This is a genomic window from Serratia marcescens, from assembly GCF_029846115.1.
Taxonomy (GTDB): Bacteria; Pseudomonadota; Gammaproteobacteria; order Enterobacterales; family Enterobacteriaceae; genus Serratia; species Serratia marcescens_L.
In genome coordinates this window covers 178087-191822 of the sequence record NZ_JARVZZ010000001.1, presented here as the reverse complement: position 1 = coordinate 191822, position 13736 = coordinate 178087, and the positions used below count along the sequence as shown (strand labels likewise).

The following is a 13736-nucleotide window of genomic DNA, read 5'->3' as shown; positions in this document are numbered from 1 at the left end:
TCTGTGCCGCTCAGGCCGCGTTACAGGCTTTTAGCCAGGTAATGGCGGGTGTGGCGATGTGCATAGTCGCCCAGCTCGCCGTAGACCCGGTAGCCCAGTTTTTCGTAGAAGCCTCTGGCCTGGAAATCGAAGGTGTCGACATAGGCCATATGGCAACCGCGCTTGCGGGCTTCTTCTTCGGCCAACTCCATCAATTGGCGGCCGTATCCGCATTTGCGGCATTGATCGCCAACCCACAGATACTGCACTTCCAGACCGCCCCACCAGGTGCGTGCGACCAGGCCGCCGACGATCTGCTGATTGTCGTCGGTGACGGTCAGGAACAGCGGGTGAATGTCTACGGGCTGGGTTTTGTGATTGTGCGCCCAAAGGCTGTCGATAACGAACTCTTCATCCTGCGGGTTGGGTTTGTCGGTGATATTAATATTCATTTTTAATATAATTCCCTGATTTAATTATTCAAAACTGAACTAGGCGCTTTTGCCCCAACCGCTTCTAATATCACTTTCATTAATGTATTTCAAGGGTGGTTTTCACCCTTTTCCACCCGGTGAGCGGGCGCTTATAGTAGGCGTCACAGGGAGAAGAAAATAGTGAAACAGGCGGTATTAAAACGCTGAAATGCCCTGCTTACACCATCTTTTCCTAACTTGCGCCTCACCAGGGCCCCACCGGGAAAACTGCAGTACTGTATGGCTCCACCGGATAGAGCAAGCTCACTTGCCGACGGGGGAGCCACTTTGTTTTTTGACGCGCCCACCCACGGCCGTCATTCCCTGTCTCAGATAGTAAACACTCTTCTTGGCAGAAGATATGCGCCGCAGATGAAAATGTGGCCGACACCTTCTGATCCGCGGACTCAGTCCTCTGCGATGACGCTGCTTAGCGCCGGCTCGATGGCCGCACCCAGCATAGCGCCGTGCCCCAAGGCGGGCCATTCCCGATAGCCGACGGTGAGACCGCCGAGCTGCGTCAGCTGTTCGGCCAGCAAATGCACCGCGTCTGCCGGCAGAATGGGGCTCTTCACGCCGGGCGGGGTCGCGCGATCGCGTTCCGCCAGGCCAACCCACAGTTGTAACCTTGTCTCCGTCTCCGGCACCGCACGTCGTTCCGTCATCTGCTGCGCTTCTTGCAAGATCATGCCGTTGCCCCACCACAGCGAGGGTTCTACGGCGATGTAGCGCTGGAAGGTGGTGGGATGGGTGAACAACGTGTGCAGAACGAAGAGCCCGCCATAGGAGTGGCCCCACAGCGTTTGCCGCTGCGGATCGACCGCCAGTTTGGCGGCAATCGCCGGTTTGATCCGAGTTTCAATCAATTGCAGGAACGCATCCGCGCCTCCGCTGGCCCGCGGCGGTTTCTTCATGCCTGCCGGCAGAGGGAGCGTATAGTCGTAGGCGCGGCCGGCGGCATCGATGCGCAGATCGTTGTCATAGCCGATCATTATCAGCACCGGCGGCCGCTTCGCCGCGGCCAATTTGGCCAGTAAGGCGGCGTTTAACTCCATCAGTACCGCATTGCCGTCGAGGAAATAAACCGTTGGATAGCCGCCAGGCGCAGGCGCCCGACGCGGCTGGGCGATGCGAACGCGGTAATGCCGTTGGCCATCGGCGGAGGTGAAGCGCAGATCGCTGAAACGGTAATCCGCAGAATCGCTATCGGCTACGGTAGTGCCGATCTTGCGTTCCAAATCGGGCCTGGCCAGCGCGGAGCCCGGCAGCCAAAGGCCGATGGCGAGTGCCAGAAGCGCGGAGATAAAATGCCGGTTGGACAAGAACATGCGGATCAACATCCTCGAAAAAGGCTGATAGTAGCATCCGTGCGGGGCCGGTAAAAACCTACCTTTAGGGCGGACATTCCGGCCGCGAAAGGCGGCCAAAACCCGGAAGAGGGCTACCAGTTACTTTGCCGGGTTAATAGCAACCCCTTGTTATTATTGATAAGTCAGGAATAAGAGAGATTACAATTAATTAGAAATGGTTATGATTTCTATAGGGCGGGGAATAGCGAAGGCAGGTAAAAAATCACGGTTATCAACGATATTTGGCAAAAAAAGCCCTATAAAATAGGGCAAAGACACACAACAACACCAGGGAAACTTTCCTGTATCTTATATTATAGCTTCCTATACATATAGAACATTTTATTATAAATATGTAAGTGATTCTTATTAATCTCTCAATATCATTGTTTTTCAAATGGTTATGCAACCTGGTTGAGGTATTGCCCCTGGGTCGGTTGCGGGCAGCCAAGGACGGGAGGCTAGGGATGTCGCCGTCACGGCGGCAGAACAGGTGAGAGCCTCGGCCCGATAACCCCCAAGGTAATACCGACTGGCGGGCGGCAAACGTACCGGCCGGTATTTTTCCTCAGGCGCGGCCAATCTTCACCGTGGGGCCAGGTGAAAATCAGTGCTGTTGCAACGTCAACATCTCGCCAAGCAAAACATCGGTCGGCGGCAGGATATCCGTATCCAGCCCGGCGGAAGGGGTAAAGGTCAGCTCGCCGAAAATGATCTGGCCTTTGGAGATGTAGAAATCAACGCGAACAAACTCGAAGGGCGCGGACAAGCGTGAGGCGTACTCAAACAGCTCATCGTAGCCTTCTGGCTTCACGAAGGCGTCTATTTCTTCCTGGCTCAAAGCCAGGCAGTCATCGCTGTAGCACAGAAACTTGAAATCTTTGTCGAAGAAGTAATATTTCGGCGACCCGGTATCTCTGCCGACACACAGCAACGTGCAGTAAGGCACACCGCGAAAACAATAGATTTTATAGTCTTCAGGCCCGTGACCATTGGCCGATTCGATATATTTCTCCCCAATGATCTTTTTTTGTATCCCTTTGTAGTTGAGTTCTACATAGGTTTTCCAATAATCGTCTTTCATCCAGCCATCGATCAATTTTTTGGCGCTCGTGATATTCAGCAATTTTTTATTCTGGCAAATCAGGTTATACCCGGAACCGTGATTTCCTTTGATCACAAACTTGTCCGGTAATGCGTCCCACGGAATATCGTTTACTGAGTCACAGGCAAAGTACAATTCATTAAGGATCTCTTCGCACCCTTTTTCTTTGATGTACTGTCTTACCGCATATTTATCTGCACACTGCTTCACCAACGCATTTTGACTATAACCATTCAACTTCAGGTGATTGATCTTTTCATTCCAGGTGGATGGCGCCTGCAAGTTTAACGGTTTGCCAAATGCTTTTTTGTAGAGCAATCTGGCCTTGAATTCGGGAGCCAATACGGCCAGCTGCTTTACAATAAATTTAATGACTTGTCTTTTCATATACGTAATTCCATCAAAGCGTAGTGACAATGATTAAGACGTTCTTGTATTTAAAACGCGTATGGCACGCTTTCACTGCGCCATTGAATGGCCGTCGGCGTGGTTCCCAGATCAAATGGCTTGTGGTCTAACGCCCGATTAAGAATGCGGGCCGATCGCCATGCCATCAGGCTCAACTGCGGATCGGCGATGCCGTGATTGTGCATGCTGGCGTTCATGGCGAATAAGCAGTTCTCTGCCGGGCCTTCCCACTCAAAGGTAAAGTCTGGGGCGATGCGGTATTCGCCATCCGCAGTGGTCAGCAAACGGTGGGCCAAAGGCTCAAGGAACTCTGGCGTTGCCGATTGGTAACCGGTGGCGAAGATCACCACGTCCGCCTTGAAGGCTTCTTCGCCGTGATCGAGATGATGACGCGTTTCGAGTTGGTAGGCGTTATCCAGCGTGTGTTTCACGGCCGTCAGCGAACGGCTGGGCAGCAGGCGCACCCATAATTTCTCGCGCAGGACATCGAAGCGGTGGTACATGGCGCGATAAATCGCCAACAGCGACTCACTGGTGATGCCGTCTGAGGTCATCTTCTGTTCGGCCAGCATATGCCGCTTGGCCGCGCTATCCAGCGAGTAAAAGCTCTCGACGTAATCGGGCGTGAAGTATTCGTTGGCAAAGGCCGCTTCATCGAGCGCGTTGTAATTGTTGCGGCGCGATATCCAGTCGAGCTGCTCCGGCTGCCCCCATTCCCCTTTAAAAATATTCAGGAACAGGTCTGCGCCGCTCTGGCCGCCGCCGACGATCGCCACGCGTTTGCCGGTCAAATCGGGATTGCGCAGCATCATTTCGCTGGCGTGGAAACAGCGATCGCTTTGTGCCGTCACACAATCCGGCAACTTTATTTTCTTGCCTATACCTATGCTGACGTGTTTGGCGTGGAAGACCTTATTCGAGGTGGTCACCACGAACTGGCGCTGCCGATCGTCAAATTCGACCCGCTGAACGTCTTGATTGAAGGCCAACGATCCCATTCCGCCGGCGGCCCAGGTGAGGTAATCGGCGAACTCTTCACGCGATGCGGTGCGCTGTTCCGTTGTCAGGAAGCGGTAGAACTTTCTGTTTTTTACCAGATAGTTGAGAAAGCTGTAGCGATTGGTTGGGGCAACCGCGCTCACCAGATCTTTTAAAAAGTTGGTCTGCATGCTGCAATCTGCCAGGATCATCCCTGGGTGCCAGGAGAAATGGGGTTTGCGTTCAAGAAATTGCCCTGTAAACCCCTCTATTTCACTTCCTAAGGCCGCCAGGCTAAGATTCGACGGGCCAAGGCCAATACCGATGATATCCAAACGCTGATTCATTAATAAGCTCCAGTATAATGAGAGTAATACCCAGAAATACGGCTGCAGATAGGGTGGCTTATAGCAACCAGGCTGCCTTTTTCTTATAAGTAGGCTTCGTTAATTAAATGTAATTTAAAGGTGTGCGGGCCTAAAATACCGCATTTTTAAATGCCCGTTTAGAATTCGATAGCACATCAGGTAAAGGCTACGGGCGTATTTCTTTCCATGAAAAATACCTATAAAATTTTTCGTGTGTTTTTAATGAATAGTCCTAAGTAAAAATCTGACATGCCTGATTTCTCGCGCCATGAAAACGGGCGTCATGGAAGATGCCCACCGTGTGAGTTCTTATCTGCTTTTCTGGTGTATATGCCATTGCATTGCCAGGATCAGGTATTCGTCGCATAGAATAGCCCTAAAATAGGCTCTGGGAAGGTGAAATAACGTGATATTAGAAGCAGGGCGCTTTTTGCAAAGATGAAATCGGAAGTGAAATTATGAAATCTGCGCGTTATGAATTGTTTTTTATCATTTAATTCAATGTGTTATTCGTTGCGACGTATCACGTTCGTTCACTAAGGTGCTCCGCATAGTTCTGTGCCTTTATCTCCTCTTATTGCCGCCCCGAACGGTAAGATTTTACCCCGAGTTACATCACCCTGTGGGTGCGGATGGCTCGCGTTACCTATCGGGTTTAGGGTTCGTTTAATTAATGCCGGACAAAAGCTGGCCGGAGAGGGCGCTTGCTCGAGCCGAGTGTGAAAAACCTGGCCGCGGTGGCGAACGATTGAATCCGATCCGGCAATCTGGCTTGTCATCGTCATTGGCCATTCTCACCGACAATAAAAATCGCTTGGTCAGCCCGGGGTATTTTTGCACCTTGGGCAGAATGAACAACCGTTGCGCCACAAGCGTGAAGACCTGCCAGATTGATCAGTCACGGGAGCTTCAAATTGCTGAGGTAATCATACTGGGCTTGCGAAATGTCCAGTTCTCCATCGCTGAAAAAGACTTTTATAAACATATCGCCCTGGCCGACGATATCGACACGTTGGTAGGTTCCCGTTATAAAACGGCGCACGATGGCCTGAATGGCATCGGTATAGTTGGCAGGAACTGCATTGTTATCCGTGACTTTTTGTTCAAAAGTAATAGGGTGCTCTGCCTGAGGATCGGGGCTGTATTGTGCGCGTTTGGCTGCGCTTTCAAACTTGAAATCATTAAAGGCATTGTGGGTAGAGTTAAACATATCGGCAAGGTTTTTGATATGCGCCGCCATCTGATTCACGACCATGGTTTTATTGGTCACGAAGCGTTTACCTAAATAAGAGCCTGTCACTACAGCGAGCTGGGCGGCATTTCTGCCTAAAATGCTGCCAACGCCAGAACCTGCTCCCGTCCATAATCCCGCGATCAAAACCAGTCCGGCCCCGCCTACGGTGCTCGACGCGATATTCTCAAAATGCTGAACACGGGCTCCCATTTGCCATGAGGTTCCGGGAAAAGAGACATTAATTCGGTTATCCAGGTGATTAATTCTGCCGCCTGGTCGTTGTCCTGACTCAATATTATTGGCTGTCAACCGGCGGTTGTTTTCATCTTTGAGTTCACCCAGCGTAAACGCGATCTGGCCGGTCTCTGTTTTTGTCAATCGAAAGACTTCTTCTGGTGACAGAGACCTGACGAGGATCAGCGCCTCATTCAAAATCTCACGGGTCAAAAAGTTGGCTGACACCCGATTATTCGATTCGTGTTGCGATGTCAGAGCTAAAATTTCATGTGACTTAGGAAATGCCATAATGCCCCCGTCATTACGATATGCACCGTAATGTGATTAGCTTTCTTTATTTTGCTTAATGTCCCAGCCCATCTGCACCGAAGCCCCTTTACTGCCTTGCTTCGCTTGCTCCCAGTATTCCATCGACACTTTACCGGCCTGAAAAGAGTATTCAATGCCTAGCGTGGAACCGTGCTCGACACCGATGAAGTCGGTATGAGTCACCAATACATCTTCCAAGGTAATGCGGGTATACTCCACTTCCTGCCCACCGGCTTTGCAAAGAGACAACTGTACCTTGGCGAGATGTTTACCCGCCGAGCAGTATTTCAATAAGGCAGGTGTCGCTTTATCTATCAGAGCCTGTACGGTCAGATCGCGAAAGTTCACTTTACCTGCACCGCCGCCGCCGCCAACGGCCATATTGCCAGGCTGCCGCGCGCCCCAGTTAAAGGAGAAGACATCGATCCATTGCCTGTGATTCGCATTTTTCGATTCACCATTAATGCCTTCAACTTTTAAAAACATATCCATTGCCATGATTTTATCACCCGATCATTAACGTATTGTTAGGTGCCCGAATGCGCTCAGCTCTCTTTATTCTGCTTGATATCCCAACCAGATTTGCTTTCCGCGCCTTTAGTGCCGCTGCTGCCTTGTTCCCAGTAACTCATAGTGACTTTTGACGCCTGGAAGGCGTAATCAACCACGATCGCATCATTTTGACCTACACCATTAAAATCGGTTTGTGTCACCAGCACGTCTTCGAGAACGATTTTGGAATACTCCACCTGGTTGCCGCCCGCTTTGCATACGGAAAGCTCTATTTTCGCGACATGTTTTCCACTGGAACAATATTTGAGAATGGCGGGCGTAGATTTGTCGATAAGCGCTTGAATACGGAGGTCTTGATAATTCACTTTTCCGGAGCCGCCGCCACCGCCGACAGCCATATTTCCTGGCTGTGAAGCGCCCCAGTTAAACGAAAGTACGTCGGTCCATCCTTTATGATTGCTGTCTTGGGACTCGCCTGTCATTCCTTCAACTTTCATATACATATCAATTGCCATTGTCGTCGGATCCTCCATTATTTCGCGTTGGCAGCGGAATAGGTTAAAAATGTCTTATCAATGGGTAAAATTCAGCATAGCCTTATATGAATGAATTAACAGCAATGTCGTTTTTATTCGGAATGTTCCTAATTTTTTCCTAATATGTTGTTATTTAACAAAGTGATATGGCTATTGATTCGTAGCTGTATCCCATCACCGCTCGACAATAAAAACACACAATAAACACGGAATGTGAGCGTGCTCGTTTGACGTCCGGATAGTCGGGAATTGGGGGGCTTTCGAGAGAGTCCAGCTGTAATGCGGAGTTGCACACCTATCGGATGATGCGGTGGCGCTTCAGCGCTGGCCCGTAGGGTGAGGCCTCAGGCCGAATAATCGAACGCAGTTCGATGGAGAGTCCGTACCCCAGCAAGCGAAAAACCCGCCTTCTGGGCAGGTTCTCTAAATAGGGCGACCGGACTCGGACAACCGGCGCTGGCGCCGCGTTGAACGGCGCTTTAGCGCTGGCCCGCAGGGTGAGGCCTCTGGCCGAATAATCGAACGCAGCTCGATGGAGAGTCCTGTCCCTGAAAAGCAAAAACCCAGCCATAAGCTGGGTTCTCTAAATATGGTGCCCGGACTCGGAATCGAACCAAGGACACGGGGATTTTCAATCCCCTGCTCTACCGACTGAGCTATCCGGGCAACGGGGCGCATTAAACCGTATTGGCCGGATGGCGTCAATCGCTTTCTGTCACAAAGCCGATCGGTTGCTCTATTTTCAGGCAGCGAACCCGGCGGAGTGGGGGATGGGAGGGTATCGTCACTCAATAAATATGCATATAAAACGTGTATTTATACCGGTATTTAGATGGGTTTTTATATATTTTTGTTTAAATAACAATGCATTGCGGTTCAATTGATGCGCATTAAATCAAGGCGATTCTTGCTTGAACCCCGCAACGAATCATGCAATCATTGCGCAAATTTTAGCACTCTCCGTTCCCTGACGGTGTTCCCGCTTCTTATAAGCCAGAGGGTTATTGGCATGACTGGTTTTGTTGCTCAAGCGCTGCTGCGCACCAGACATCTTACGCCGCCACCGTTCCGCCGTTGTTTCCTTCGCACGTCATCCGCCCGAATACGCCTACCGGCCATGCGGTAAAGCCGCCTGATGCTCGCTGTTAGGCATGCGTAAAGCCAGCGCTGCGGCCCTGATTTTACTGATGCCTGTCGGACGCTGCCAAGACCAGTTCCCCCGATAGCCGCCTGATGATCCCCGATCATGAGCCGGTCACGCACGCCGCTTATGCTGCCGTGCCGGGGTATCGCTTTACCGGGATAACCGCGTTATCTCATTACCGTGCCGGTGGCACACCCTCATCCTTCACCGTTTGAGAGTCAGCATGATGAAAGAATTGAAAATCGCGACCAGCGCCAGCCTGGTCGCCACCATTGAGACGCTGCGCCAGATCGTGCGCGTAGAGCAGACGGACTACACCGACGTGGCGGCGGCGGTGGTGTCGGTCGCCGACGTGAACGCCGGCATTCTGGCGCGCTTGCAGGCGACGGGGTTCGACATTCCGACCTTCGTGGCGGTGGAAGGGGACGAGCATCTCTCGCCGGACTATCTGCCGTTTGTCAGTGGGGTTTTCGCGCTGCTGGCTGGCGCCAGCAAGCCGTTCTACATGGCGCAGCTGGAGGCCGCCGCCGACGCCTACGAGCAGGCGCTGCTGCCGCCGTTCTTCAAAACGCTGAAGACCTACGTCGAGATGGAAAACTCGACCTTCGCCTGCCCAGGGCATCAGGGCGGCGAGTTCTTCCGCAAACACCCGGCCGGCCGGCAGTTCTTCGATTTCTACGGTGAAACCCTGTTCCGTTCCGATATGTGCAACGCCGACGTCAAGCTGGGCGATCTGCTGATCCACGAAGGCTCGGCCAAGGATGCGCAAAAGCACGCGGCGCGGGTGTTCAACGCCGATAAAACCTACTTCGTGCTCAACGGCACCTCGGCGGCCAATAAGGTGGTGACCAATGCGCTGCTGACCCGTGGCGATCTGGTGCTGTTCGATCGCAACAACCACAAATCCAACCACCACGGGGCGCTGATCCAGGCCGGCGCCACGCCGGTCTACCTGGAAACCGCCCGCAACCCGTTCGGCTTTATCGGCGGCATCGATGCGCACTGCTTCGACGAACGCTACCTGCGTGAGCAGATCCGCGAAGTGGCGCCGGAGAAGGCCGCGGCGGCGCGGCCGTTCCGGCTGGCGATCATTCAGCTCGGCACCTACGACGGCACGATTTACAACGCTCGCCAGGTGATCGACACCATCGGCCATCTGTGTGACTACATCCTGTTCGACTCCGCCTGGGTGGGCTACGAAGGCTTTATTCCGATGCTGAAAGAGTGCTCGCCGCTGCTGCTGGAGCTGGACGAGCACGATCCAGGCATTTTCGTCACCCAGTCGGTGCATAAACAGCAGGCGGGGTTCTCGCAGACCTCGCAGATCCACAAGAAAGACGATCATATCAAAGGGCAAAAGCGCCACTGCAACCACAAGCACCTGAACAACGCGTTCATGCTGCATGCGTCGACCAGCCCGTTCTATCCGCTGTTCGCCGCGCTGGACGTCAACGCCAAGATGCACGCCGGCCCCGCCGGGCGCCGCATGTGGATGGATTGCGTCAAACTGGGCATCGAGACCCGCAAACAGCTGCTCACGCGCTGTTCGCAGCTGAAGCCGTTTATTCCGCTGCAGGTGGCGGGCAAAGACTGGCAGGATCACGATACTGACCTTATTGCCAACGACGCGCGCTTCTTCACCTTCGTGCCGGGGGAAACGTGGCACGGCTTCGAAGGCTATGCCCAGGATCAGTATTTGGTGGATCCGTGCAAGCTGTTGCTGACCACGCCGGGCATCGACGCCGCGACCGGCCAATACACCGAGTTTGGCGTGCCGGCCACCATTCTGGCCAACTTCCTGCGCGAGAACGGCATCGTGCCGGAGAAGTGCGATCTCAACTCGATCCTGTTCCTGCTGACCCCGGCAGAAAACCCGGCCAAGATGGAGCACCTGGTGGCGATGCTGGCGCAGTTCGAGCGCTATGTTGCAGAGGACGCGCCGCTGAGCGTGGTGCTGCCGACGGTGTACCGCAAGAACGAGCAGCGCTACCGCGGTTACAGCATTCGCCGGCTGTGCCAGGAGATGCACGATCTGTACGTCAGCTTCGACGTCAAACAGCTGCAAAAGGAGATGTTCCGCCAGGATCATTTTCCGCCGGTAGTGATGAACCCGCAGGACGCCAACGTGGAGTTTATCCGCGATAACGTCGAGCTGGTGCCGATCGGCCAGGCGGAAGGGCGCATCGCGGCGGAAGGGGCCTTGCCGTACCCGCCGGGCGTGCTGTGCGTGGTGCCGGGCGAAGTGTGGGGCGGCGCGGTGCAGCGCTATTTCCTGGCGCTGGAAGAGGGCATCAACCGCCTGCCGGGCTTCTCGCCGGAGCTGCAGGGGGTCTACATCGAGAAAAAAGATCACGGCTGGAAGCGCATCTTCGGCTATATGATCAAGCCATAGAAAAAGGGCCGGTTCGCACCGGCCCTTCTCATTTATCCACGCGGAACGCGTTACTTTCTGCGGTAACTCTTCTGCGCGGTATTCACTTTCACCAGATAGCGGCGTGACTCGGCGGCCGGGTGCTTGGTGGTCAGCGTTTGGTACACGTCGCCCGGCTGCATGCCGTTGATGATGCCCACCGCGCGCGTTCTGTCGCTGGAGAACACCCGCAGCACGCTGCCTGCACCGCCGTTGTAGGCGGTGATCACCGCATAGCGGCGCGAGGTCGGGTTCTGAATGCCGCCCAGGTAGTTGTTCTGCAGGATAGCCAGATAGGCGGTGCCGGTGTCGATGTTGTTTTCCGGATCGAACAGGTAGCTGCGGCTCGGGGTGCCCCATTTGCCGCGCATCTGGAACACATCCTTACCGGCGGTGTGCTGTACCACCTGCATCAGGCCCAGTGCGTCCGAACCGCTCACCGCATACGGGTTGAAGCTCGATTCGGTCTGCATGATAGCCAGGATCAGCGATTCGTCCACGCCGTATTTTTCCGACGCCTTGCGCACCATCGGCAGGTATTTGTGCGCACGTTTGTCCAGGTGGTTCGGCACCAGTTGGATGGTGACCGAGTAGATCACGTGCAGGCCGGAGGTGCGCTTTTGCAGCTTGGTCTGCAGCAGGTAATCGGCGAAGTGCGCCGCGCGCCATTCCCAACGGATCGGCGCGCCCTTGTTATCCAGCACCTGGCCGTACAGGAACGGCTCTTTGCTGATCTGGATATCGTTGGCGTCGGAATAGAGGTCGATGGACCCCGGATCGTCACCCATCAGCAGCGTGCTGATGATCGCCTGGCGCAGGTGCGCGGCCGGGTCGGTGGTGGCGATGGTCTCGATGGTAATGGCGCCGGTGTCGAAGTTGATGTGGCTGCGGGTTTGGTATTGGTCGGTATATTTGACGTAGTCTTTCGGCCCGGCGATCAGAACTTCGTTCAGACCCCAGATGTTCTCGATATTGTGGGCGAATTGGCCCATCAGAATGTCGAAGCCGTTGGTATCTTTGATCCAGGCTTCGTTGATATCTTCACTTTTTTTGCCGGAACAGGAGATCAGCAAAGGCGCTATTACGAGCAAAGCTAAAATTTTCTTCATCTTAAAGCCGTTTGGAAGAAGTATAAGAGGATTGAAGCGGGCCAGCGCCTGGCCCCAACAGCGTTATTCGCTCGGCGGCGTATAGCCTTCGATGTGCACGTCGTGCCCTTCGAACAGGAACTTGATCATTTCCTCTTCCAGCAGTTTGCGGTCGTCCACGTTCATCATGTTCAGCTTCTTCTCGTTGATCAGCATGGTCTGCTTCTTCATCCACTCGCCCCAGGCTTCCTTGGAGATCTCGTTGTAGATGCGCTTGCCGACGTCGCCGGGATAAAGCTGGAAGTCCTGGCCTTCGGCGTCGCGCTGCAGGAAAGTACAAAAAATGGTGCGGCTCATGCTAATTCCTCATCGATGGCGCTATCGCCATATAAGTTTTGTTGGATCGGGGGCTGTTTCGCCAGCTGTTGCAACAGGCGATCTACCGGCGCTGCCAGCCCGACCGACGGCGGCTGCGCTAAGTTATACCAGAGACCTGCGCCCTCATCCATGCCGCTGCCCGCCGAGTCGAGCGACAGCCACATCGGCACGATATCGAGATGGAAATGGCTGAACGTGTGGCGAAACGCGGTCAGCTGTTCCAGGCGCTTGCCTTTCAGACCGCGCTGCTGCAGCCAGAGTTCCAAATCCACGCGCGCGCTGAACTGCGGGAAGCAGAACAGGCCGCCCCACAGCCCCACCGCCGGGCGCTGTTCCAGCCACACGCGGTCGCCGTGCTGCAGCAATAAGAAGTAGGCGGTTTTTTCCGGCAGGGTCTGCTTGGGTTTTTTGCCGGGGTAGTTGGCCCAGCTGTGGTTGGCGTAAGACAGGCAGCCGACGTTGAGCGGGCAGAGTTCACACTTGGGCTTGGAGCGGGTGCAGACCATGGCGCCCAGATCCATCATCGCCTGGTTGAACTGGCCGACGCCCTGCGCCGGGGTGACCTCTTCGCTGATTTTCCACAGCCGGTTTTCGACCTCTTTCTTGCCAGGCCAGCCTTCCACCGCGTAGCAGCGGGCCAGCACGCGCTTCACGTTGCCGTCGAGGATCGGATAGTGTTGGCCCAGCGCCAACGACAGCACCGCGCCGGCGGTGGAGCGGCCGACGCCCGGTAAATCGGCGATTTCTGAGAAGGTTGTCGGGAACTCGCCGCCGTGCTGTGCGACAATGGTCTGCGCCGCCTTGTGCAGGTTGCGGGCGCGGGCGTAATAGCCGAGCCCGGTCCACAGATGCAGCACTTCGTCGAGCGGGGCCTCCGCCAGCGCGCGCACGTTGGGAAAACGGGCCATAAAACGCTGAAAATAAGGAATGACGGTGGCAACCTGGGTCTGTTGCAACATCACCTCGGAGAGCCATACTTGATAGGCGGTTTTTTCCAGCTGCCACGGCAGGGTCTTGCGGCCGTAGCGCTGATACCAGTCAAGCACCACCTGTGCGAATTGTTGTGCTTGCATCATGAGCAGCGTCGTTATCCGGCAGAAAATGAAGCGAGATTGCAGCATAGAGTCATGGTGCTGTAAACCGGAACTTTCCGACGCCGCACGGCGGGTACAGAAGATGAACACTTGCTAAACCAATGTATCTTTGCATAATGCGCGTTTCCCTAAT

11 protein-coding genes and 1 tRNA gene are annotated in these 13736 nt (G+C 54.3%); 1 reads left to right on the top strand and 11 read right to left on the bottom strand.

Translation table 11 applies throughout. The features are described 5' to 3' along the window. Positions 1-20: 20 nt before the first annotated feature. The 8 genes from QDT79_RS00900 to QDT79_RS00865 all read right to left on the bottom strand — a co-directional run bounded on the left by QDT79_RS00900 (position 21) and on the right by QDT79_RS00865 (position 8155). Positions 21-431, bottom strand: coding sequence for a GNAT family N-acetyltransferase (locus QDT79_RS00900; RefSeq protein WP_063988696.1), 411 nt, complete (start codon positions 429-431; stop codon positions 21-23). A gap of 428 nt (positions 432-859) precedes the next feature. Beyond that, on the bottom strand, positions 860-1780 hold the full coding sequence (locus tag QDT79_RS00895; RefSeq protein ID WP_063988761.1) for an alpha/beta hydrolase: 921 nt from the start codon (positions 1778-1780) through the stop codon (positions 860-862). 628 nt (positions 1781-2408) lie between these two features. Beyond that, positions 2409-3293 (bottom strand): ATP-grasp fold amidoligase family protein, encoded by an 885-nt coding sequence (locus QDT79_RS00890; protein ID WP_308316112.1) that lies wholly within the window; start codon positions 3291-3293, stop codon positions 2409-2411. A gap of 50 nt (positions 3294-3343) precedes the next feature. Next, positions 3344-4639 carry a lysine N(6)-hydroxylase/L-ornithine N(5)-oxygenase family protein gene (locus tag QDT79_RS00885; protein ID WP_149559035.1) on the bottom strand — a complete coding sequence of 432 codons (1296 nt, stop codon included), beginning with the start codon at positions 4637-4639 and terminating at the stop codon, positions 3344-3346. A 919-nt stretch (positions 4640-5558) separates the two neighbouring features. Next, positions 5559-6419 (bottom strand): hypothetical protein, encoded by an 861-nt coding sequence (locus QDT79_RS00880; protein ID WP_253718931.1) that lies wholly within the window; start codon positions 6417-6419, stop codon positions 5559-5561. Positions 6420-6455: 36 nt separating this feature from the next. Next, positions 6456-6938: an Hcp family type VI secretion system effector gene (locus QDT79_RS00875; RefSeq protein WP_308316111.1), complete on the bottom strand. Its 483-nt coding sequence runs from the start codon at positions 6936-6938 to the stop codon at positions 6456-6458. Between the two features lie 47 nt (positions 6939-6985). Further along, positions 6986-7468, bottom strand: a complete 483-nt coding sequence (locus QDT79_RS00870; protein WP_025304260.1) for an Hcp family type VI secretion system effector — start codon at positions 7466-7468, stop codon at positions 6986-6988. A 611-nt stretch (positions 7469-8079) separates the two neighbouring features. Further along, positions 8080-8155, bottom strand: a tRNA-Phe gene (locus tag QDT79_RS00865). Between the two features lie 704 nt (positions 8156-8859). Here QDT79_RS00865 and speF point away from each other — a divergent pair. Then, positions 8860-11025 carry an ornithine decarboxylase SpeF gene (gene speF / locus QDT79_RS00860; RefSeq protein WP_063988762.1) on the top strand — a complete coding sequence of 722 codons (2166 nt, stop codon included), beginning with the start codon at positions 8860-8862 and terminating at the stop codon, positions 11023-11025. A 50-nt stretch (positions 11026-11075) separates the two neighbouring features. On the opposite strand, the gene mltC is transcribed toward speF, so the two are convergent. From mltC to mutY, 3 genes are all read right to left on the bottom strand, one after another. Continuing rightward, complete coding sequence (gene mltC / locus QDT79_RS00855) at positions 11076-12152, bottom strand: membrane-bound lytic murein transglycosylase MltC (protein ID WP_063988701.1); 1077 nt, start codon at positions 12150-12152, stop codon at positions 11076-11078. 63 nt (positions 12153-12215) lie between these two features. Further along, positions 12216-12488, bottom strand: coding sequence for an oxidative damage protection protein (locus tag QDT79_RS00850; RefSeq protein WP_004937404.1), 273 nt, complete (start codon positions 12486-12488; stop codon positions 12216-12218). Then, the gene (mutY, locus tag QDT79_RS00845; RefSeq protein ID WP_308316110.1) at positions 12485-13585 is read right to left on the bottom strand and encodes an A/G-specific adenine glycosylase; all 1101 of its coding nucleotides are present in this window, start codon (positions 13583-13585) and stop codon (positions 12485-12487) included. The genes QDT79_RS00850 and mutY overlap by 4 nt, the downstream gene beginning before the upstream one ends. Positions 13586-13736 lie beyond the last annotated feature (151 nt).